The following is a 20716-nucleotide window of genomic DNA, read 5'->3' on the forward strand; positions in this document are numbered from 1 at the left end:
ACATGGATCTGCGGGTCGCGGCGTACTCGATCGTCATCGACGATGACAGGCGCATGCTGCTCGCGCACTGGAATGAGGGCGGCGCATCCGGATGGACACTTCCGGGCGGTGGCCTCGAGCCGGGCGAGAGCCCGGATGCCGCGGCCCGGCGCGAAGTTCAGGAAGAGACCGGCTACCGTGTGGCACTCGACGAACTTCTCGGCATCCATTCACGGGTGATTCCCGCTCACCGGCGCCTTGTGCCCGGATCCGACCTGCCGCTGCAGGCACTGCGCATCGTGTACCGCGCCCACGTCACCGGCGGCGAGCTGCGCAACGAGACCGACGGCACAACAGATCGGGCGGATTGGTTTCCGTTGACGCAGGTGCGCAGGCTCAAGCGGGTCAGTCTCGTGAACATCGGCCTGCGGATGGCGGGACTCGGCTCCTTCACGCGCTGAGCGCATCCTCACAAACGACTGCGGCGCCCGGAAGCCGAGCGCCGCAGTGAAGCTGATCTGGATCAGGCGTCGGGAGCGCGCAGCGGGTCGTCGGCAACCCACAACTCGTCGTCGGCTCGCAGCGTCTGCCACGCGGCGTAGAGCACACCGGCTGCGGCGATCACACCGAGGATGATGGCAAAGACGCCACCGGCGCCGATCCCCTGCTTCTGGGGCTCGAGTGCCGAGAGCCTCTTGGACAGCTTCTTCGAGACATCCTTGCCGTACTTGTCGGCGAGCTTCGCGTACTTCTTGGCGTCGGGCGCCGACAGTCCACGGCCCGCGGCGAGCTTCGCTCGCGTCTCGTTCGCGGCATCCCAGGCCGAGAGCGCGGAACCGACGACGGCTCCCGTCGCGGGGATGGCGCGGTTGGTCAGGAACGACTTGGAGGAGGCGAGTCCGCGCTGCACATACGGCTGCGCGTAGCGACCGTAGGCCTCTTGGACCTGAGGAACGACCTGCTCTCGGCCGTAGTTGCCCAGCTGCCGACCGGCTTCCCGGGCGATGTCAGCGGCTTCGCCGACCAGCACCTGCTGCGACTCCCAAATGTCGTTCGCGTGCTTCTGGAGCTTGCGGAGTTCCTTCTTGCGCTTGCGGCTGAGGCTCACGGGGCCCTCCCTGTCGTGTCGACGTGGTCTTCCCATCTTGCCATGTGAGCCGCAGACGGGAAGTGTTCCCGGCGAACTCTGAAAGAATGGCCGCATGCCTCAGCACACCGCGGTCGCCACGATCCACACCAACCACGGCGACATCGTCGTCAACCTCTTCGGGGACCAGGCCCCGCGCACCGTCCAGAACTTCGTCGGTCTCTCCGACGGAAGCCGCGAGTGGACTCACCCGGCCACCGGGAAGCCGGGTGAGGGCGCGCTCTACACGGATGTCATCTTCCACCGCATCATCGAAGGCTTCATGATCCAGGGCGGCGACCCGCTGGGCGTCGGTACGGGCGGTCCCGGTTACAGCTTCAACGACGAGATCAGCCCGGAGCTCACCTTCACCGAGCCCTACAAGCTGGCCATGGCCAACGCGGGCCTGCGCCGCAACGCGATCACCGGTCAGCCTGAGGGGACGAACGGCTCCCAATTCTTCATCACGGTTCCCGGTCAGGGCGGTCGTGGTCCCGAGTGGTTGCATGGCAAGCACACGATCTTCGGTGAGGTCGCGGATGAGGACTCGCGCCGTGTCGTCGACGCGATCAGCGCCGTTGCCACCGGCCCGGGCGATCGCCCCATCGAGCCTGTCGTCATTTCGTCGATCGACATCGCTTCGGTCTGACGGGGGGCGGCGTCTGCCGTGACGACTTCCGACGCGTTCCGCAGCAACCGGGACAACTTCTGCTACCGGCATCCTGACCGGCAGAGCTTCGTGCTGTGTCAGCGCTGCATGCGCACCATCTGTCCGGAGTGTCAGACGCAGGCCGCGGTCGGGGTCATCTGCCCGGAGTGCATGCGAGAGCAACGAGCGACGCAGTCGAGCGCGCAGAAGAAGGCCGAGCGCCGCTGGTCGCGCGCGCCGGTGACGGCGGTCGGGACGCAGCGCCCCACCGCGACATACGCCATCATCGCGATCACCGCGGCGGTCTTTGTTCTGCAGCTGTTCATCCCTGCGCTCGAGGGCATGTTCGCCTTCAACAGCGCCTACGTGATCCCATCCATCGCTTTCGAGCCCTGGCGGTTGCTCACCGCGGTCTTCTTGCACTCGAGCTTCTTCCACGTCGGGTTGAACATGCTCGCGCTCTGGATGATCGGGCGGTCGCTGGAGCCGCTGCTCGGGCATGGCCGATTTGTCGCGCTCTACCTGCTCTCCGGACTCGGCGGATCGGTGGGCGTCGCGTTGATCGCGCCTGGGATCTGGGTTGTCGGAGCCTCGGGCGCGGTCTTCGGGCTCCTCGGTGCGCTGCTGGTGATCGGCCGTCACATCGGAGCGAACATCACCGGCATCCTGATCGTGCTCGGCATCAACCTCGTGATCGGGTTCGTTCCGGGCTACAACATCGCATGGCAGGCGCACGTTGGCGGCCTGGTCGTCGGGGCACTCATCGGGCTGGTCTTTGCCCGCACCCGCACGAAGGCCCGACAGCCGCTGCAGATCGGACTTCTCATCGCGATCGGCTTGGGGTTGCTGGCCCTGCTCGCCATCCCTGCCGTGTTCTACGTGTGATTCATCCACAGATTCATCCACACCTGGGGATGAATCACAGCCGTGTAATTCGGTGAGGACGAATCCGCACGGCTAGCGCCAGCGCGTGGTCATCAGGAACCCGACGAAGGCGATGCCGAAACCGATCACGAGGTTCCACGCGTCGATCCCGGGAATCGGGAACTGCATGCCGCTGATGTAGAAGACGAGAACCCACACCAGTCCGAGCAACATGAGTCCGATCATCACCGGCTTGAACCAAACCGGGTTCGGTGCGGAGTCCGCGCTGCTGCTCTCGACGATCGGGTCGTCGTCGTTGCTCTGGCGTGCCATGCGCACAAGTCTAACTGCCAGGGCTCCTCCAGCAGGAGACGAATAGAATCGCCCGAGATGCACGACGCCCGGGGACCTGGGCCTCGTCGAGGACTCCAGACGAAGGGGATGCCCGTGGGTGATGCGGAGCAGACGCCGCACCCGACCCGCCGGTCGCGTCGCCCAGCGAAGCGCCGCCGGCGGGTGAGTGTCCTCGGTGTGATCGGGGAGTTGCTCATCACTCTGGGTGTGCTGGCGTTCCTGTACGTCGGGTGGCAGCTGTGGCTCGGGGATGTGATCCAGGGTGCCCAGAAGAACGCCGCCGGCAGCGAGTTGTCGCAGCAGTGGGCGCAGGCAACGGAGACTGCATCTCCTACGCCGGATGCGTCGGCCTCGCCGGATCCGACAGCGACGACCGAGACCGACGTGACCATCCCCATTCTTGGTCAGCCCGACGATGCGCAAGCCTTCGCCATCATGCGCGTGCCCCGCTGGGGGCCCGATTACAGTGTCACGATCGCGGGCGGTGTGACGCGAGCACGGACGCTCGATCCGATCGGTATCGGCCATTACCCCGGAACGCAGATGCCGGGCGAGACAGGGAACTTTGCGGTCGCCGGCCACCGGACGACCTACGGAAAGCCGTTCTCCGACATCGAGACGCTGCGGATCGGTGACGCGATCGTCGTCGAGACTGAAGCCGGGTGGTACACCTACAGGTTCCGCACTCTTGAGTACGTGAAGCCGACCGAGACGTCGGTGCTTGATGCCGTTCCGCAGATGGATGTCGCGGCCGGCGACGCCTACATCACGATGACCAGCTGCAGTCCGCGGTGGAGCATGACGGAGCGGATCGTCGCGTACGGCGTGTTCGAGTCGTTCACGCCGCGCGAGGCCGGCCCGCCGGCATCCCTTACGGAAGGAGTCGCCTGATGTATGCCGCTCTCTGGCACGTGCTGCCTGGTCCATGGTGGGCCAAGGTCGCGATTCTCGCCGTGATTGCTGCCGCCATTCTGTACGGCCTGGTCTTCTATGTCTTCCCCTGGATCAGTGAGCTGACCACTCCGCAGGACGCGACGGTCGGGTGAGCGCCGGTTCGTCGAGCGCCGGCCCCGTACTCGTGGTCGACAACCACGACAGTTTCGTCCATACGCTCGTGGGCTATCTGCACGAGTTGGGGGCCGCGACCGTGATGGTGGAGGCTGACCAGATCAGCGCGGATGCCGTTGCGCGGCTCGTCCGTGATCACGCTGGCATCCTCATCTCCCCCGGACCCGGGCGTCCCGCCGACACCGCGGCATCCCAGCATCTCGTTCGGGAGGCCCTCGAGCAGGGTGTTCCCGTGCTCGGGGTGTGCCTCGGACACCAAGTGATCGCCGAGGCGTTGGGTGCTCGGGTGACCGTCGCTCCCGAGCTGTTCCACGGTGTCACCTCGCCGGTGACCCACGACGCGTCGATGCTGTTCTCCGGCATCCCGTCGCCGTTCATCGCCAACCGGTATCACTCACTCTCGGTCGATCCCGACACGATTCCCGAGAGCCTTGTCATCACCGCCCGCACCGACAACGGGATCGTGATGGGTATCGCCCACCGCGCCGCGCCGCTGTGGGGTGTGCAATTCCACCCCGAGAGCGTGCTCACCGAAGGCGGCTACCGGCTGCTGGCGAACTGGTTGGAAAGGGTCGGCTACCCGGACGCCGTCGAACGATCGGGCAGGCTCCGTCCACACGTCGCCGCCGGCGTCTGAGTAACCCGTCGCGAGACTGCACCTTGCCCGCGAGGCCGCGCGCTCTACGAGCTCTCTCGCGGGCAGGATGCAGTCTCGGCAGCCTGGTGAGCCGAGGTCAGCGTGCGGGAGGAGTGGCGGATCAGCCCGCGCAGTAGGTCAAGGTGATCGTCGAGCGCACCGGCACCTCACCGGGCGCGAGAGACTGCGCGATGACGACAGGCGGGGTGGCCGCGGGGCACGACGTGTCTTCCTGCGTTTCTACCGTCAACTGGGTGTCGGGGGCTTCGAGCTCCCGCGTTGCTGCCTCGACGGTGTACCCGGTGACGTCGTTGATCAAGACACGTCCCGTCGCAACGACGAGATCGACGCTGCTGCCGACTGCGACCTCGTCGCCGCCTGCTGGGTCTGCAGCGATCACGATTCCGGCGTCGAGGGCGGGATCGTTGCGCGAGGTCACCGTGCCCACCTTCAGACCGACCTGCTCGAGGGCCTGCGCGGCAGTCTCCTGGGTCAGGCCCGTGAGCGCCGGCACTGCCACGAGCTCCTGCCCCGTCGAAACGTAGACCTTGATCTGCTGGTTCACCTCGACGGAGACATCCGTGCCGGGATCGGTGCGAATGACGTTTCCTTCGGCCACCGTGACGCTTGATTCTTCGACGCGCACCGGAACCAGATCGTTGGCGGTCAGCTCCTCCGCGGCGCGTTCGTAGGTCATGCCAGTCACGTCGGGGACGATCCGCGAGTTGCTCGGGACATTCTCGCCGCCGCGCGGAATGGTGAGTACCCAGAACAGTACCGAGATCAGCAACACGGCGAGGATCGCGACGCCCGCCCACACCCACGCCACCGGGGGACCCGACTGTGTGCGTCGCATCGTCGTATCGGTCGAAAGCTGTCGGAGCGACCGAGCGGTCTCCGCGGCTTGCCGCGGGTTAGGGCCGTAGAGCTCGCTGGTCAGCGTTCCCAACTGCCGACGCGAGGGCGCCTTGCCGGTCAGGGCATGAGTCAGTGCGGCCCGAAAGGATGCAGCGTCTTGGTACCGCTGGTAGGGATCCTTCGCGAGAGCGCGAAGCACGACGGCATCCAATGCACGCGGGATCTCTTCATTGATCTCCGACGGTGTGAGCGGTGTCTCGCTGACGTGCTGGTAGGCGACGGCGACCGGGGACTCACCCCGAAATGGCGCACGACCGGTCAACAGCTCATAGAGCACGACACCCGTGGAGTACAGGTCCGCACGAGCATCGACCGGTTCCCCCTTCGCCTGCTCGGGCGAGAAGTAGGCAGCGGTGCCGAGGATCGCGGTGGTCTCGGCAACGGTTGACGACGAATCCGACACCGCGCGAGCGATTCCGAAGTCCATCACCTTGATGTGATCGTCGGCAGTGACCATGACGTTGCCGGGCTTGATGTCGCGGTGCACGACGCCCGCGCGGTGCGAATACTCGAGAGCCTCGAGGATGCCGTCGGCATAGGCGACGGCACGTTCGGCGTCGACAGGGCCCTCTTCGATGACATCCTTCAGCAGGCGCCCCGTCACCAACTCCATGACGATGTACGGAACGGGCTGGGTCGTCCCGTCGGGAAGGGATTCGGTCTCTTCGCCGGCGTCGAACACGCGCACGATGGTCGGGTGCGACATCCGCGACGCAGCCTGAGCCTCCAGGCGGAAGCGCGTGCGGAAACCGGCGTCGCGGGCCAATTCGGGATTGAGGATCTTGATGGCCACGTCGCGGCCGAGCGTCAGATCGTATCCGCGATACACCGAAGCCATGCCGCCTCGGCCGATCGACTCGTCGATCCGGTAGCGGCCCGACAGCACGCGAGAATCGTCGGTCACACTACCCCTCCCTGACTGAGCCAGTCTTCTGAGCCTAGTCGAGCGCTTCCTGTGAACCCCCCGGTCAGGGCGTGGGGGACGGGGTAGAGGCGGGCTGGATCTGAACCTGCATCTTCGGCGAGGCATCCGATGTCCGCTGCTCCGACCCGCTGCACAGTGCCGTGTAGGACGCCGTCAGGGTCTGACCCGCGGCGTTGGCGATGAGGATCGCCTCCTCACGGTCGTTCGGGGTGAACGTTCGCTGCGAGGTGCCGTCGACGGTGAAGACCGCATTCTGCAGCGTGACCGTGTAGCCACTGAGGGTTCCCGTGCCCGACGGGCAGGTGAAGCTGTCCCACGTCAGGGTGACGGTCGAGCCGGCGACGGCGGGCGAACCGCCCTGGATAGCGGGCGGATTGCTCGGTCCGCCGATCGGTGTGACCTGGCCGTAGCACGAGATCGTGAGCGCCTTCGTCGGCTCGATGTTGCCGGTCGGGTTGACCTGCCAGACGACACCGACCTGCGAGTCATCCGGAGCCGGCGTGCCCGTGTCTGTGACGACTTCGAGCACACCTGCACTCTTCGCCGTCTGCACTGCCTGCTCGCACTGCATGCCCACCAGGTTCAGTGCGTCGATGTTGATGCGCGTCTCGCTGGGCGAGGGCGTCGGAGTCGATGCGCTGGGCGACGGCGCCGACGACGAACTGGTCGGTTCGGGCGCTGGCTGCTGGTTGGCAACGAGAGCCCAGATCGTGCCGCCGAGAACAAGAACCAGCAGCACGATGAGTGCAACGAGCGGCCAGGTCCACGGGCTGCGCTTACGCGGCGCGGGCTCTTCGGCCGGGGTCTCCGGAGCCGGCATCAGCCGCGTCTCTGCGGATGTCGCGGCGGACGTCAGCAGGGCAGTTGCGTCGTCGGCCGCGATGGCGCCCGTGGCGATCGCGGGAATCGCTGCAGCTGCCGCGGCGACGTCGCCGCGGCGCAGGGCTGTTGCGGCTCGAGCGACGGCAGCAGCGGTGGCGGGGCGGTCCTCGGGCTTCTTGGCGATCATCGCCATGACGAGGTTCTGCACCGGCACGGCGACGGTCGGCGGCAGCGGCGGCGGCTGCTCGTTGATCTGGGCCATCGCGATCGCGACCTGCGACTCGCCGGTGAACGGGCGCTTGCCTGCCAGGCATTCGTACGCGACGATGCCGAGCGAGTAGATGTCGGTAGCGGGGGATGCCGGATGACCGGATGCCTGCTCGGGCGACAGGTACTGCACGGTACCCATGACCTGGCCGGTGGCAGTCAGGGGCACCTGGTCGGCGATGCGCGCGATGCCGAAGTCGGTGATCTTGACGCGGCCATCCGGGGTGATCAGCAGGTTCCCCGGCTTGATGTCGCGATGGACGAGCCCGGCGGCATGTGCCGCCTGCAGGGCTGCCGAGGTCTGGGCGATGATGTCGAGCGTCTTATCGGTCGACAGTGAGCCGTCCCGTTCAAGGATCGTTGACAGGGCCTCACCGGGAACGAGCTCCATCACCAGGAACGCGCTGCCGTTCTCTTCGCCGTAGTCGAAGACGCTGGCGATGCCCTCGTGGTTGACGAGGGCTGCATGCCGGGCCTCGGCGCGGAAGCGCTCCAGAAACCCGGGGTCTCCCATGTACTCGTCTTTGAGGATCTTGATCGCGACCGTCCGTCCGATGACGTGGTCTGTTGCCTCCCAGACCTCGCCCATGCCGCCGATCGCGATCCGCGAATCCAGCTCGTAACGGCCGCCGAAGGTCACACCCTGCGTCGGTCTCATTTGTTCAGCACCGCCTCCATGACCTTCTTCGCGATCGGGGACGCGATGAGGTCCCCGTATCCCGACTGACCCATTCCGCCACCGTTCTCCACGACCACGGCCACCGCCACCTCGGGATCGGCGGCGGGCGCGAACCCGGTGAACCAGAGGGTGTACGGCTTGTCGGGTCCGTTCTCCGCCGTACCCGTCTTACCGGCCACGTCGACGCCCTCTATTCTTGCATTCGAGGCGGCGCCGTTTTCGACATTCGCGACCATCATGGCGACCATCTCCTCATTCAGTTCCGGGCTCAGTGCCTCACCGAAGACGGTGCTCTCGAACGTCTGTTGCACCGACAGGTCGGGCCCGATGACCTGATCGACCATTCGGGGGTTCATCACGATCCCGCCGTTAGCGATTCCGGCAGAGACCATCGCCATCTGCAACGGAGTCGCAGTCACCTGTCCCTGGCCGAACCCGGTGAGGGCGGTTTGCGGGGCATCGAGCCCGCGGGGATAGCTCGAGGCAGTCGAGTCCAGAGGGATGCTGAATGACAGGTTGAAGCCGAATTTCTCGGCCTGCTGACGGATCGCCTCGTCCCCCAGCTGCACGGCAAGTTGAGCCATCGGGATGTTGCAGCTGAGCCGCAGCGCGTCGGCGATGGATACGGTGTCCCCGGGACCGCACGTGCCACCGCTGGAGTTGCGGATCGTGTTCGACGACTGGGGCAGTTGCCAGATGGCGGGGTTCGGGATCTGCGACTCGGGCGTGTACTGCCCTGACGCCAGAGCCGCGGCGACGACGACCACCTTGAACGTCGACCCCGGCGGGTTGAGATCCCCCGCGATCGCGCGGTTGTACAGCGGGTTCGCCGGATCGGCGAGCAGCGCGGCGTAGTCAGTTTCCACCTGAGCGGTGTCGTGTGACACGAGCAGGTTGGTGTCGTAGCTGGGGCTCGTGACCATCGCGAGAACGCGACCGGTATCGGGCTCGATGGCGATGACTGCTCCCTGCAGGTCGCCGAGCGCCTCATACGCGGCCCGCTGAACGTCGGCATCCAGCGACAGCACGACGTTCGAACCGCGCGGCGGCTGACCGGTGAGGATCTGTTCGATGCGGGAGAGGAACTGCGAACTCGCTGTGCCGCTGAGTTCGTCGTTCATCGCCTGCTCGATGCCGGTGGCCTGCCCGACGACGGGGATGACGCCGGTCACCGGCGCCCACATGTCGGGGTCGACGTAGACGCGTTGCCAGCTGAAGACGTCGCTCGAGGGGACTGAGGACGCGATCGCCGAGCCACTCGCGATGATCGAGCCGCGTTGCACTTCGTAGGAGTCGTACAACGCGCGGGTATTTCGCGGGTAGTCGGCGAGATCCGCCGACTGGATGCCCTGGATCCACGTCGTCGAGGCGAACAGGGCGAGGAACATCATCAGCACCAGGACGCTGAGCCGCCGCAACTCCTTGGTCATCGAGCCATCACCCCCATCATCCGATCACCGCGCGCGGGCGGCTGCGGACGGCATCCGAGATGCGAAGCAGCAGCGCCACGATGATCCAGTTGGCAACGAGCGAGGATCCACCCGCCGCAAGGAACGGTGTCGTCAGGCCCGTCACCGGGATGACGCGGGTGACACCGCCGACCATGATGAACACCTGAAGGGCGATCGTGAAGGCAAGGCCCGTCGCGAGCAGCTTGCCGAAATCATCCTGGCCCGCGACGCCGATCCGGATGCCGCGTGCGACGAACACCATGTACAGCAGCAGGATCGCAAACACACCGGCGAGGCCGAGCTCTTCGCCGAGGCTCGGCAGAATGTAGTCGCTCTGCGAGAGCGGGGTGATGTAGGGGCGACCCTGCCCGAGCCCGGTGCCGATGAGTCCCCCGTGGGCGAGGCCGTAGATGCCCTGGACGAGTTGGAAGCTTCCGCCCGTGGCTTCGATGCGGTCCGGGTTGAAAGGATCGAGCCAGTTGTCGAAGCGTCCACCCACGTACGACAGGACGCGCGAGGCGAAGAATGCACCGGCGCCTGCCAGGGCGAGACCGATGACGACCCACGAGGTCTTGCCCGTGGCGACGTAGAGCATCGCGACGAACATGCCGAACAGCAGCAGTCCGGTGCCGAGGTCACGCTGGAGCACGATGATGCCGAGCGAGATCAGCCAGAGTACGAGGAGGGGTCCGAGTTCGCGTGCTCGCGGCCATGTCATGCCGAGGAACCGGGTACCGACCGAGCTCAGGCTCTCGCGGGTGCGCACGAGGTAGCCGGCGAAGAAGATCGCGAGCGAGATCTTCGCGAGCTCACCCGGCTGGAACGAGAAGATCCCGAGCGACACCCACACATCGGCATTCGCGTCGGTGCCAAGGCCCGGCACGATCGGAAGCAGGAGCAGCGCGATTCCCACGAACCCGAAGATGTAGGTGTACCGGAACAGCACGCGGTAGTTGCGCAGCGCGATCACAACGGCGAGGCATCCGAGGATCGCGATGCCCGCCCAAGCGAGCTGGCGAACCGACGCAGCATCCCAGCCCTCCGCACCGATCGCGAGGTCGATGCGGTAAATCATCGCGATACCCAGGCCTGTGAGGAGGGTCGCGATCGGCACGACGAACGGGTCGGCGTCGCGCGCCCAGACGCGCAGCGCGATGTGGACGGCGATCACCGTGGTGAACAGTCCACCGAAGGCGATGAGGTAGCCGGGCGCGATCTCGCCCATGACGCCGAGCTGCACGAGTACGAGCGCACCGAGGGAGAGCACGAGCGCGAACAGCAGCAGGCCGAGTTCGCGGTTGCGCTGCTTCTGCGGGGTCCGCAACCTCTTGAGCGCGCGGACGACAGCTGTATCGGCCGAGATCTCCGACGCCGGTTCGCGCATGATGGCGGGATCAGCCACTGGGCACCTCCGCCCGGGATTCGAGCCTGTCGACGATGGCCTGCGCGTCGGCGAGGGAACGTGCCGAGATCGTACGCTCCACGGTTGCGCGGTCGAAGGACTGCAGATCGGCGAGCAGGATGCCGGTGTCTTCGTACGGGGTCGAGAGCGAGATCGGACCGATGTTCTGTTGGATGCCGCGGTAGATCACGACGGTGTCTTCGTCGGCGCCGACGAAGAAGCGCGTCTGCGTCCACTGGTAGGCGCCGAAGAGCGCGACGCCGATCATGGCGAGCACGATCACGAAGCCCGCGATCCAGGCGAGCTGGCGTCGGCGCGATCGACGTCGGTCCTCTTCGATGAGCTCCTCGAGGAATTCCGGCGCCGGCTCGAAGTGCGTGGGCTCGTTGGCTGCCTGCCTTGCGGGGTGCAGCCAGCTCGTGCGGGAGCTGCGGGCGGCAGGAATGTCGATGCCGGCGGGGTTGGACGCCGAACCGACGACCGTCGGGGTTCCCGAGAACAGCGGATGCTGCCCCCCGACATCCACGAGCACGATCGTGACGTTGTCGGGGGCTCCGGCATCCAGGGCCATCTTCAGCAGTGCGTCAGCGGTGCGGGCCGGAGCAAGGTCTGCCCCGAGCGCCTTGGCCGTCTGTGTGTCGGGGACGACGCCGCACAGTCCGTCGGAGCACAGGAGCCAACGGTCGCCGGGCTGAGTCGGCATGACGAAGGTGTCGATCTCGGGGTTCGGCGACATGTCGCCGAGCACGCGCATCAGTACCGAGCGGCGCGGGTGGTAGCGCGCTTCCTCGGGGGTGATGCGACCCGAATCCACAAGACGCTGGACGAACGTGTGGTCGGTGGTGATCTGCGTTAGTGCTCCGTCGCGGTACAGATAGACGCGGGAGTCGCCGATGTGGGCGATGACGGCGTAGTCGTCGACCATCGCGAGGGCGCTGACCGTCGTTCCCATGCCGGCAAGTTCCGGGCGTGCGGCGACGGTGTCGATCAGGGCAGCCGCGGTGTCGGTGATCGCCTCACCGAGCGCCCGTTCGGCTGCCGCGGGCGACTCGAAGGGGCGGTCGAGGTCCGCGAGTTGCGCGATCGCGATGCTCGAGGCCACGTCACCGCCGGCGTGGCCGCCCATCCCGTCGGCGACGATGAACAGGTTGGATCCGGCGTACCCGGAATCCTGGTTGTTCGATCGCACCTTGCCGGTGTGCGACAGCGCCGCGCTGGATCCTTCGAAGACCATGACGGGTCGGCCGTCACTTCCGCAGTTCGAAGGTCGTGGCGCCGACCTTGATCGGGGCGCCGATCTTCACCTCGACCGGCGCGCTCACGCGTGCCCCGTCATGCCAGGTGCCGTTGGTCGAATCCAGGTCCTGCAGCATCCACTGCTCTCCCCAGAGCAGGAGGCGGGCGTGGTGGCTCGAGGTGTAGTCGTCGCGGATGACCAGGCCCGACTCGCTCGAGCGCCCGATCGTGAGGGGCTCGGTTCCCAGGGGGAGCTCGAGACCGGCCTTGGGGCCACTCGTGATCACGATGCGCGAGACCGTGTCTTTCGTCGCGGGTCCCCCGGCATCTCCGGAGGGTGCCGGCGGTGCCGAGGGTGCGACCGGTGCCGTTTCGCGCCGAACAGGTCCGACCGGAGCTGCAGCTTCCGGCATCCGTCGAACTCGCACGCCGAACACGTCGGCGCGCAGGGCATAGACGACGGCGAACACGAAGAACCACAGCAGCAGCAGGAACCCGATCTGCAGCAGCAGAAGTGTCAGCTCACTCATGCGCGTCCGCCCCCGTCGAACACGTCGAAAGCCCGCGTGGCATCGGATGCCGGCTGTCGGGCCGGCGCGGAGGCCTGCGCGACGATGCGGAACACCATGTCGGTGCGGCCGATCGTGATGGTGGAGTCCGGCGGCAGGGGAGACTCGCTGATCTTGCGACCGTTCAGCAGCGTGCCATTGGTCGACCCGAGGTCGCGCACCATCGCGCGCTCGCCGTCCCAGAGAACCTCGACGTGCCTGCGGCTCGTGCCGGCATCCGCAAGAGTGATGTCTGCGTCGCTACCGCGGCCGATCACGGTGCGGGCCTTGACGAGCGGATGCCGCTGGCCCGCGATGTCCAGAACACCGCGCCACGAAACCGACCCCTGCGCGGTCGATGAGTCGACCTGCAGCGTTCCGGTCGAGAGGGCATTGTCTCGGCGAATGGTCACCGAAACCGGGCCGGCGAAGGTGTATCCCTGCGACCGAGCGTGCTTCGTGACGAGCTCGCCCAGTTCGTCGACGAGCGGTTGACCGATCGCCTGCATCCGTTCGTCGTCAGCGGGTGCCAGCCGGACGGTGAAGGTGTTCGGGGCGAGGATCCGGTCCCGGGCCACCACGGCAGCCTTCTTGTCGAGCTCGCTGCGCAGGGCGGATGCGATCTCGACGGGTTGGATCCCGCTACGGAAGGTCTTCGCGAACGCGCCGTTCACGGCACGTTCGAGCCCCTTCTCGAAGCTGTCAAGTAGTCCCACGGATCTCCTCAGGCAGGCAGAGCGGTGGGACCATGCTAGTTGGAGACTCTGAACAGGCCATGGACGACTTCGCCGGAGCGCTGATACGGGGCCCGACGCGCTGATCTGTCGTGATATCCTCGGGAAGTTGATCCGCGGTCCGCCGCGGTTCGCGCGAGTGGCGGAATAGGCAGACGCGCTGGCTTCAGGTGCCAGTGCCCGAAAGGGCGTGGGGGTTCAACTCCCCCCTCGCGCACAGGAGAGAAGGTCCCGAGAGGGGCCTTCTTTTCGTCCTACCCGACTCGAGGCGTCATGAGATTCCAGCCTGCCGCGGCCCTGGCCGCACTCACGATCGTGGGCATCGCGCTGACAGGGTGTACCGCAGAGTCGACGCCCGATCCGAGCCCGACGCTCTCGGTCAGTGAGAGCGCCGAGGCGGCGCCGGGAACCCGCGCCAACCCGCTCGCGGTCGGTGAGACCATTCGACTCTCCGACGGGTCGGCATGGTCGGTGGGTGCGACGGCGGCGACCGAGGTCGGCGACGGGTATGTCGTGCTACCGATGCGCATCCTCATCGACTGGGATGCGATCCGTGATCAGCTGGCGGAGGCAGGGCAGGACCCCGCGGATGCCGACACCCTCGGGATTGACCCGTGGGCGTCATTGGTCGTCCGCTACATCGGGGCGAGCGGGCGTAGCTACGAGCTGTTCGAGAACGCCGCAGCCGACGTGCCGAACCAGCTCTGGTCGATCGGAACGGTGTATCCGCCGGCCGAGGACCTGTCGGCAAACGTCGCTGTGAGCGTGCCGGTCGAAGAGATCGACGGCGGCGTGTGGACGGTGCTCAACACCGGCGGTGACGCCGTCTTCCTCGCGACGTCCTGAGTGGGCCGGAGAACTCATCCAGCCCTAGTACCCGCGCCGTTGCGGTGTCGATAGAGTGTGGCTTGTCGCGCTTTGGCGCGATCTATCCGGGGGGATCCGTCGACGCCCGGGTCTGGAGCGCTGCTCGGCCCGGGCGTTCGATGGCACCGTGTTCGATGGGCTGGTGTTCAGCGCCCGCTGCGGAGGAGTTCTCGACTCGATCCTGCGAGCTGACGCAGCGACGCGTCGGGGAGGAAGGCTCGGGTCAACGCCATTCCGATCCGAGCCAGGTCGGCCTCGTCTCGATACAGCAGGTACAGCGACTCGTAGCGGGGATGGAACTTCTCCTTGAACCGGTGCAGCGATCGGAAGCCGTACACCGGCTCCAGCATGTCGGCGAGCCGCTCGGTGATGTCGGCGATCATCCCCGCGTCCGGCGGATAGTCGTGCGTGAGGGGAGCTCCTGAGAGGGAAAGCATTCCCGCCCCCTCGTCGGCGAAGAACCGTGCCGACGAGCCGATGAGAAACTCCATCACCGGCCCGAACCCGCCCTCGCGGCGGCGCATGAGGTCGAGGGTCCACCCTTCGATCCGACCCTTGCCGTAGACGGGCAGCCACGAGAGGAACCCGTCGACGTCGCCGTGCGGTGAGATCGCCAGGGCGAGCCGCACTTCGGGGTCGGCGGCCTCGTGCAGCGTGCCCAGGGTGAAGCCCATCTCGGGCAGCCCCTTGTCGCCGACCCACATGTCCGAGATGGCACGCAACTGCTGCTGGATGCCCCACGGCTCGTCGGCCAGGCGCGTCATCCGGAACGTCATCGCTTCGCGGCTCGCGCGGTTCAGTGAGGTGCGAACCGCAGCCCACCGCTTGCCCGTGAACTCGAGCCCTGCGAGGTCGACGATCGTGTCGTCAGCGACGATGAGGCTGCGCCAGCCCTCCGGCACGAGCGCGCGGGTAGCTTCATCCGCCGAGAAGAAGCAGGGGATGAGTCCCGCGCTCTCTGCCGTCGAGACGAACTCGTGCACCGATTCTGCGCGGCTCTCCGGCGGCCCCAGAGGGTCGGCGAGCACGAGGGCGACTCCCGAGCGCCTCTGGTAGGCGACGATTCCCGACCTCGTGCGGGCGTACGACAGCCCCTCCCAGGTCGTCATCCACGAGAGGGTGCCGCCGCCGAAAGCGTGCAGCATCTCGCGGACCTCACCGACCGTGGGGATGGGGCTGAGGCCCAACTTGGCTCGCCGTCGCCCGCGGAATGCTCCGCGGACCCAGGCCAGGTAGACGAGCAGGATGCCCCACAGCACCGCCGTCGCGACGGTGACCGACGGGTCGCCGTCCCACGTGAGGTCGGCGGCAGGGAAGCTGACGTACAGGGCGACGACCAGGATGCCGAGCACAACGTTGATGCTTGCGAGGATGACGGCGATGACCCATGCCCAGCGTCGACCGCGAAAGAGGCCCCTGGCCACCAGAAGCAGGATGATGACGTCGATCGCCGTGTCGATCCAGGATCCGCCGCCGAGCTCGGTCCGGCCGAAGGGCCCATCGGTCGGAACGATCGAGGTCAGCGTTTCGATCGCTGCCAGCGCGAGGACAGCGACCAAAGCGACGAATCGCTGCTCTTGAACGCTCACGCGGCGAAGGCGTAGCGGCCGGGCCACGACCAGAACGAGCAGAATCGCGAACGCGTGCACGACATCCGCCAGCGAGCCCCAATAGAGCAGCGCCACCGCGCTACCGCCGAGCAGCACCAGCCACGCACGTGAGCGCCACGGGGAGGGGAGGAGCGTAGCCGCGGCCGCCAGGCAGGCCATGGTGCCGCCGGAGGGGCCGACGTCCAGGGCGAGTGCCTCGCGCTGCGCCCAGGGCCAGGCAGTGAAGGCGAGGAGCCAGAGGGCCAGTGCGCTGGCGAAGATCGCGAACAGCTGCCCCACCGCGTAGTACGCGAGGGCAACTCGCGTCCCGCGGCGCCACTCGAGGTAGCCCATGCCGATGAAGCTCGCGAGAGTGATGGCGTAGACCCACGGATGCACGACGAAGAACGTTCCCGTGATCGGCGTCCACCATCGGCCCTCGAGGAACGCCGGCAGTCCGTATGCGACCTCCGCGAAGAGCGGGTTGTGCTTGAACGATCGCCACAGCCCCTGCGAGATGATGCCCACAGCGAGCAGCGTGAGCACGAACACGATCGTGGCCGGCATGCGCGACACCGCGGTTCGGATCCCGAACCCGGACGCCCGGCGCGCGCGGGTCTCGGTCGCTGCGGTGTCGGTCATCGTTGCCCTCCTGCGCACCTATTCTGTCGGTGCCAGGAGCAATCCGCGCAGCGACGCGACGTCATCGACCGTCGCCTGCGCGCCCTCGGATTCGTGCGGCCAACTGAAACCCCACCGCACGAAGATCACGGGGACATCGTTAGCGGCGCCTCCGTCGACATCGTGGTGACGGTCTCCGATGAGCACGGGTCGCGACGTGTCCACACCCACCGCCCGCAGTCTCCGCAGTGCTTCAGCGACGATGTCGGCCTTCGCGCTCAGCGTCCGCTCGTCCGGGGTGGCGCCGGTGATCGCACGCAGGTGCGGCGATAGGGCGAAGTGCTCCATGAGGGCGATGACCTGGTTCTCCGGCTTCGAGCTGGCGGTGGCCTGCGGGATGCCGGCGCTGTCGAGATCGGCGATGAGTTCTCCGATCCCGTCGAACAGCCGTGCACCGGTCGTGTAGCCGTCGGCCTTGCTGAGGGCGCGGTAGTACGCCACGGCATCCGTCGACTGCTCCGGCGTCATGCCGAGGTTCACCTGGAAGGACTCGAACATCGGCGGACCGATCCAGTGGACGAGCTCGGCCCGGGTCGGTGCGGGGTAGCCGAAGTGCTCGAGGGTCGTGGTCAGTCGACGAAGGATGCCGTCGGAGGCGTCGACGACGGTACCGTCGACATCCCACAGCACACAGGTCCAGGGAGATCGCATGACTCCACGCTAGGGGAACCCAGCGGGGTGGCAGTCGCCGGAGGGCCGACTAGAACAGGCGGGGCGCGCCGGACTCGATGCCCTTCATTCCTTCGTAGTCGAGGGTGACGCACCGGATGCCGCGGTCGGTGGCCAGCACGCGAGCCTGCGGCTTGATCTCCTGGGCAGCGAAGACTCCCGTCACCGGTGCCAGGTGCGGATCGCGCCCGAGCAGCTCGAGGTAGCGCGTGAGCTGCTCAACACCGTCGATGTCGCCCCGGCGCTTCACCTCGACGGCGATCGTCCCGCCGTCGGGGTTGCGCAGCAGGAGGTCCACCGGGCCGATGGCAGTGGGATACTCGCGACGCACGAGGCTCAGGCCGTCGCCGATGACGTCGACCTGCTCGGCAAGGAGTCGCTGGAGGTCTGCTTCGACGCCGTCTTTCACCAGGCCTGGGTCGATGCCGAGTTCATGTGTGGAGTCGTGTACGACCTCGTAGATCCGCACGAGGAGGGCGTCGCCGGTCTTGGCATGCGTGACGCGCCATTGCTCGATGACGCCGACGTCGGCAGCTTCGGCATCCGGCTCTTCCACGACCAGCGAGCAGGGCGGGCTCATCCAGTTGAGGGGCTTGTAAGAGCCGCCGTCCGAGTGCACGAGCAGCGACCCGTCGCCCTTGTGCACCAGGAGCCTGGTCGCGAGCGCGAGATGCGCGTTCAGTCGGCCGGTGTAATCGACGGTGCAGCGGGCGATGACAAGACGCACCCGTCGAGCCTAACGGGCCTCAGTCCGTGCGGGTATCGGCAGGCTGCGCAGGCCGCTCGCCGTCCGCGGGAACCGCGGCCGGCACCGGGAGCGGCCGGGCAGCACCCGACGCGAGTCCCGAGGCGATCGCGAGGGCGACCAGGATGTACAGCGTGTTGAGCACGCCGATGTGGAAGCTGATGAACCCGAGGATCGGCGGGCCGCACAGGAACGCGACGTAACCGATCGTGGCTGCCGCGCTCACGCGGGCCGCAGCCTTCGCAGGGTCGTCGGCGGCGGCCGACATCCCCAGCGGGAAGCCCAGTGAGGTGCCCGCGCCCCAGAGCGCGGCCCCGACGAAGATGAGCGGGACATTCGGCGCGAGGATGAACAGCAGCAACCCGGATGCCGCGAGCACCGAGAGAACGCGCAACGTGGCAACGCGGCCGAAGCGGTCGACGAGTGGCCCGCCGAAGACCCGGACGACGGTCATGCTGACCGAGAACACGGCAAGTCCGATCGCCCCCAGTGCTTCGCTTGCGCCGTGGCCGTCCACGACGCCGAGCGCGAGCCAGTCGTTGGCGCCGCCCTCGGCGAACGCCATCCCGAGCATGATGATCCCGAGCGTGTAGGTCCGCGGTTCCTTCCATGCCGACAGGGCGACGCTCAGGCGTTCGCGCATACGTGGCTTCTGGTCCGGTGCGGGGTCGGCATCCGGGTCCATCGCGATCTCTCGGGCCGGCACGTTGGCGCTTGCCCAGAGACCTGTCAGCACGAGCAAGCCGGCGATCACCGCGGTGTGCGTCAGGACGTTGAGGTTCATCGCGATAGCGAGGGCTCCAAGCCCCGCGCCGGCGACGGTTCCGAAGCTGAAGAACGCGTGGAAGAGGGGAAGGATCGTCTTGCCGATCGTCTTCTCGATCGCGGCTCCCTCGACGTTCATCATGACGTCGACGGACCCGTTGCCCAGACCGAACAATGCGAGCCCCACGACGACGACGACATACGAGTTCGCGACGTCGACGCCGATTCCCACGAGTGCGACACCGACCGAGAAAGTGAGGATGGCGCCGAGCATGCTTCGGCGAGCACCGAACCGAGCGAGAACGACGGATGCCAGAGAGAGGCCGATGATCGATGCGAGGCCCGCGCCCAGCAGCATGAAGCCGATCTGAATGTTGTCGACTCCGAGCGTCGCCTTGATCGCCGGCACCCGTGCGGCCCACGTCGCCACGCTCAGACCGCTGAGGAAGAAGATGGTGAAGACAGCCGTGCGCCATCGGACGATCTGAGCGCGAGAGAGAGCGGTATCCACCGGACGAGTGTATCGAATCGTTTCGAGGCGCACCATCTCCCGGTGAACGGCGTGTGCAAGCCAGTAGCATCGAGGCACCATGAGCGAGCGCAGGGCAACGATCACTGACGTCGCGCGCGAAGCCGGAGTTTCCGCATCCACGGCCTCCGTCGTCTTCAGCGGCAACGCGCCTGCCTCGGCCGAGACGCGACGTCGGGTGCTGGCGGCTGCCGAGGCGCTCGGGTACACGGGTCCCGATCCGCGCGCCGCGTCGCTGCGACGGGGTCGGTCCGGCATCGTCGGCGTCGTGTTCGGGGGCTCGCTGCGTTCCGCATTTCACGACCCGGTGACGATCGCCATGATGGACGGCATCGCCGAGGGTGTGTCGCCGCTTCGCGCCGGACTCCTGCTCCTACCGGATGAGACGTCCTCTGCGGCGCCGGCAGCCGGCACCGACAGCGGTGCGATAGAGGTGCCATCGGCGGTGACCGCCGCGCCGATCGATGCCGCGGTCCTCGTCGGCTTCGGCCAAACCCGCCAGCCCTCGCTCGACGTGTTGCGTGCTCGCCGCGTGCCGGTCGTCATCATCGAAGGGGACGCGGGCCCCGAGATCCCGCGGATCGAACTCGACAACAGTGCGGCGCAGCAGCGGGCAGCGAGCTACTTGCGGGACCTCGGCCACGAAAGGGTGACGCTCCTCACCCTCCCGATCCGCCCGTCACGAGCTCGTGGCTGGTTCGGCCCCAGGGATGCCGTCGAGGTCGATGTGACTGCAGCGCGACTGGCCGGCGCCCAGGCTGTCTACCCCGATGCCCCGACGTACGCGGCGGTGACCAGTTCGATCGATGAGGGTCTGATTGCCGGCCGCGAGATTCTCGCCGGACCCGACCACCCAACAGCAGTGATCGCCCAGACCGACCTGCTGGCAGCCGGCGTCATCCGTGCGGCAGAAGAGTGCGGCCTGCGCGTTCCTGAGGATCTCAGCGTCACCGGCTTCGATGGAGTCGAGGTCGACGGACTGGATGCCTACGAGCTGACGACCCTGGTGCAGCCGGCCGTCGAGAAGGGTCGCGCGGCCGGAGCGGCGGTCGTGTCGATGCTGGCGGGGGAGGATGCGGCATCCGTCACATTCACGTGCTCCTTCCGCATCGGCACCACTGCAGGACCCGTTCCCCGGGGGTGATCCCACGTCCCCCGGCCGCGCCCCCTCAATGCCCGGATAGGATGAAAGCCACACCCTGATCGCCCGAT

At 67.1% G+C, this 20716-nt stretch carries 21 protein-coding genes and 1 tRNA gene; 9 read left to right on the forward strand and 13 right to left on the reverse strand.

Annotated elements, in window-relative coordinates; genetic code table 11:
- Positions 1-2: 2 nt before the first annotated feature.
- Positions 3-440 (forward strand): NUDIX hydrolase, encoded by a 438-nt coding sequence (locus BGO47_RS13545; RefSeq protein ID WP_292712692.1) that lies wholly within the window; start codon positions 3-5, stop codon positions 438-440.
- A 62-nt stretch (positions 441-502) separates the two neighbouring features.
- Here BGO47_RS13545 and BGO47_RS13550 read toward each other — a convergent pair whose 3' ends face one another.
- Positions 503-1087, reverse strand: a complete 585-nt coding sequence (locus BGO47_RS13550; RefSeq protein WP_292712694.1) for a DNA helicase — start codon at positions 1085-1087, stop codon at positions 503-505.
- 94 nt (positions 1088-1181) lie between these two features.
- Here BGO47_RS13550 and BGO47_RS13555 point away from each other — a divergent pair, with 94 nt between their 5' ends.
- Both BGO47_RS13555 and BGO47_RS13560 read left to right on the forward strand, forming a co-directional pair.
- A complete protein-coding gene (locus tag BGO47_RS13555; RefSeq protein WP_292712696.1) occupies positions 1182-1754 on the forward strand; it encodes a peptidylprolyl isomerase in 573 nt (190 codons plus the stop codon).
- Between the two features lie 18 nt (positions 1755-1772).
- The gene (locus tag BGO47_RS13560; protein WP_292712698.1) at positions 1773-2639 is read left to right on the forward strand and encodes a rhomboid family intramembrane serine protease; all 867 of its coding nucleotides are present in this window, start codon (positions 1773-1775) and stop codon (positions 2637-2639) included.
- Between the two features lie 72 nt (positions 2640-2711).
- Here the strand turns inward: BGO47_RS13560 and BGO47_RS13565 are convergent, their stop codons facing one another.
- Positions 2712-2951, reverse strand: a complete 240-nt coding sequence (locus tag BGO47_RS13565; protein WP_292712700.1) for a cell division protein CrgA — start codon at positions 2949-2951, stop codon at positions 2712-2714.
- 114 nt (positions 2952-3065) lie between these two features.
- Between BGO47_RS13565 and BGO47_RS13570 the strand changes: the two genes are divergently transcribed.
- Genes BGO47_RS13570 through BGO47_RS13580 form a run of 3 tightly spaced genes read left to right on the forward strand, consistent with a single transcriptional unit; the run spans position 3066 to position 4677 of the window.
- On the forward strand, positions 3066-3863 hold the full coding sequence (locus tag BGO47_RS13570; RefSeq protein WP_292712702.1) for a class E sortase: 798 nt from the start codon (positions 3066-3068) through the stop codon (positions 3861-3863).
- Positions 3863-4018, forward strand: coding sequence for a hypothetical protein (locus BGO47_RS13575; RefSeq protein WP_292712704.1), 156 nt, complete (start codon positions 3863-3865; stop codon positions 4016-4018). Before BGO47_RS13570 ends, BGO47_RS13575 begins: the two co-directional genes overlap by 1 nt.
- Positions 4015-4677, forward strand: coding sequence for a gamma-glutamyl-gamma-aminobutyrate hydrolase family protein (locus tag BGO47_RS13580; RefSeq protein WP_292712706.1), 663 nt, complete (start codon positions 4015-4017; stop codon positions 4675-4677). Before BGO47_RS13575 ends, BGO47_RS13580 begins: the two co-directional genes overlap by 4 nt.
- 121 nt (positions 4678-4798) lie before the next feature.
- On the opposite strand, the gene pknB is transcribed toward BGO47_RS13580, so the two are convergent.
- The 7 genes from pknB to BGO47_RS13615 all read right to left on the reverse strand — a co-directional run bounded on the left by pknB (position 4799) and on the right by BGO47_RS13615 (position 13641).
- Positions 4799-6499, reverse strand: a complete 1701-nt coding sequence (pknB, locus tag BGO47_RS13585; RefSeq protein ID WP_292712707.1) for a Stk1 family PASTA domain-containing Ser/Thr kinase — start codon at positions 6497-6499, stop codon at positions 4799-4801.
- Between the two features lie 64 nt (positions 6500-6563).
- On the reverse strand, positions 6564-8267 hold the full coding sequence (locus BGO47_RS13590) for a serine/threonine-protein kinase (RefSeq protein ID WP_292712709.1): 1704 nt from the start codon (positions 8265-8267) through the stop codon (positions 6564-6566).
- The gene (locus BGO47_RS13595) at positions 8264-9718 is read right to left on the reverse strand and encodes a penicillin-binding transpeptidase domain-containing protein (protein WP_292712711.1); all 1455 of its coding nucleotides are present in this window, start codon (positions 9716-9718) and stop codon (positions 8264-8266) included. Before BGO47_RS13595 ends, BGO47_RS13590 begins: the two co-directional genes overlap by 4 nt.
- Positions 9719-9734: 16 nt before the next feature.
- Positions 9735-11123: an FtsW/RodA/SpoVE family cell cycle protein gene (locus tag BGO47_RS13600; protein WP_292713180.1), complete on the reverse strand. Its 1389-nt coding sequence runs from the start codon at positions 11121-11123 to the stop codon at positions 9735-9737.
- A 10-nt stretch (positions 11124-11133) separates the two neighbouring features.
- Complete coding sequence (locus tag BGO47_RS13605) at positions 11134-12375, reverse strand: PP2C family serine/threonine-protein phosphatase (RefSeq protein WP_292712712.1); 1242 nt, start codon at positions 12373-12375, stop codon at positions 11134-11136.
- Between the two features lie 13 nt (positions 12376-12388).
- Positions 12389-12907 (reverse strand): FHA domain-containing protein, encoded by a 519-nt coding sequence (locus tag BGO47_RS13610; protein WP_292712715.1) that lies wholly within the window; start codon positions 12905-12907, stop codon positions 12389-12391.
- Positions 12904-13641, reverse strand: a complete 738-nt coding sequence (locus BGO47_RS13615; protein WP_292712717.1) for a DUF3662 and FHA domain-containing protein — start codon at positions 13639-13641, stop codon at positions 12904-12906. The genes BGO47_RS13610 and BGO47_RS13615 overlap by 4 nt, the downstream gene beginning before the upstream one ends.
- A 151-nt stretch (positions 13642-13792) precedes the next feature.
- Here BGO47_RS13615 and BGO47_RS13620 point away from each other — a divergent pair.
- A tRNA-Leu gene (locus BGO47_RS13620) sits at positions 13793-13876 on the forward strand.
- A 56-nt stretch (positions 13877-13932) separates the two neighbouring features.
- Complete coding sequence (locus BGO47_RS13625) at positions 13933-14505, forward strand: hypothetical protein (RefSeq protein WP_292712719.1); 573 nt, start codon at positions 13933-13935, stop codon at positions 14503-14505.
- Positions 14506-14672: 167 nt separating this feature from the next.
- On the opposite strand, the gene BGO47_RS13630 is transcribed toward BGO47_RS13625, so the two are convergent.
- From BGO47_RS13630 to BGO47_RS13645, 4 genes are read right to left on the reverse strand one after another with little or no spacing between them, the layout of a single operon-like run.
- Positions 14673-16757 (reverse strand): DUF2156 domain-containing protein, encoded by a 2085-nt coding sequence (locus BGO47_RS13630; RefSeq protein ID WP_292712721.1) that lies wholly within the window; start codon positions 16755-16757, stop codon positions 14673-14675.
- 18 nt (positions 16758-16775) lie between these two features.
- Entirely contained in the window at positions 16776-17447 is a 672-nt protein-coding gene (locus tag BGO47_RS13635) for an HAD hydrolase-like protein (RefSeq protein WP_292712723.1), read from the reverse strand.
- 49 nt (positions 17448-17496) lie between these two features.
- Positions 17497-18192 (reverse strand): endonuclease NucS, encoded by a 696-nt coding sequence (gene nucS / locus BGO47_RS13640; RefSeq protein WP_292712724.1) that lies wholly within the window; start codon positions 18190-18192, stop codon positions 17497-17499.
- Positions 18193-18211: 19 nt separating this feature from the next.
- Positions 18212-19486 (reverse strand): MFS transporter, encoded by a 1275-nt coding sequence (locus BGO47_RS13645; protein WP_292712725.1) that lies wholly within the window; start codon positions 19484-19486, stop codon positions 18212-18214.
- A 79-nt stretch (positions 19487-19565) separates the two neighbouring features.
- Here BGO47_RS13645 and BGO47_RS13650 point away from each other — a divergent pair, with 79 nt between their 5' ends.
- Positions 19566-20648, forward strand: coding sequence for a LacI family DNA-binding transcriptional regulator (locus BGO47_RS13650; protein ID WP_292712726.1), 1083 nt, complete (start codon positions 19566-19568; stop codon positions 20646-20648).
- Positions 20649-20716: the final 68 nt, after the last annotated feature.

Source organism: Microbacterium sp. 67-17 (assembly GCF_001898325.1).
Classification (GTDB): Bacteria; Actinomycetota; Actinomycetes; order Actinomycetales; family Microbacteriaceae; genus Microbacterium; species Microbacterium schleiferi.

Coding starts and splice junctions, on each gene's coding strand:
- BGO47_RS13545 (WP_292712692.1), top strand. CDS start 3: ATGGATCTGCGGGTCGCGGCGTACTCGATCGTCATCGACGATGACAGG.
- BGO47_RS13555 (WP_292712696.1), top strand. CDS start 1,182: ATGCCTCAGCACACCGCGGTCGCCACGATCCACACCAACCACGGCGAC.
- BGO47_RS13565 (WP_292712700.1), bottom strand. CDS start 2,951: ATGGCACGCCAGAGCAACGACGACGACCCGATCGTCGAGAGCAGCAGC.
- BGO47_RS13575 (WP_292712704.1), top strand. CDS start 3,863: ATGTATGCCGCTCTCTGGCACGTGCTGCCTGGTCCATGGTGGGCCAAG.
- BGO47_RS13590 (WP_292712709.1), bottom strand. CDS start 8,267: ATGAGACCGACGCAGGGTGTGACCTTCGGCGGCCGTTACGAGCTGGAT.
- BGO47_RS13595 (WP_292712711.1), bottom strand. CDS start 9,718: ATGACCAAGGAGTTGCGGCGGCTCAGCGTCCTGGTGCTGATGATGTTC.
- BGO47_RS13600 (WP_292713180.1), bottom strand. CDS start 11,123: ATGCGCGAACCGGCGTCGGAGATCTCGGCCGATACAGCTGTCGTCCGC.
- BGO47_RS13605 (WP_292712712.1), bottom strand. CDS start 12,375: ATGGTCTTCGAAGGATCCAGCGCGGCGCTGTCGCACACCGGCAAGGTG.
- BGO47_RS13610 (WP_292712715.1), bottom strand. CDS start 12,907: ATGAGTGAGCTGACACTTCTGCTGCTGCAGATCGGGTTCCTGCTGCTG.
- BGO47_RS13625 (WP_292712719.1), top strand. CDS start 13,933: ATGAGATTCCAGCCTGCCGCGGCCCTGGCCGCACTCACGATCGTGGGC.
- BGO47_RS13630 (WP_292712721.1), bottom strand. CDS start 16,757: ATGACCGACACCGCAGCGACCGAGACCCGCGCGCGCCGGGCGTCCGGG.
- BGO47_RS13635 (WP_292712723.1), bottom strand. CDS start 17,447: ATGCGATCTCCCTGGACCTGTGTGCTGTGGGATGTCGACGGTACCGTC.
- BGO47_RS13650 (WP_292712726.1), top strand. CDS start 19,566: ATGAGCGAGCGCAGGGCAACGATCACTGACGTCGCGCGCGAAGCCGGA.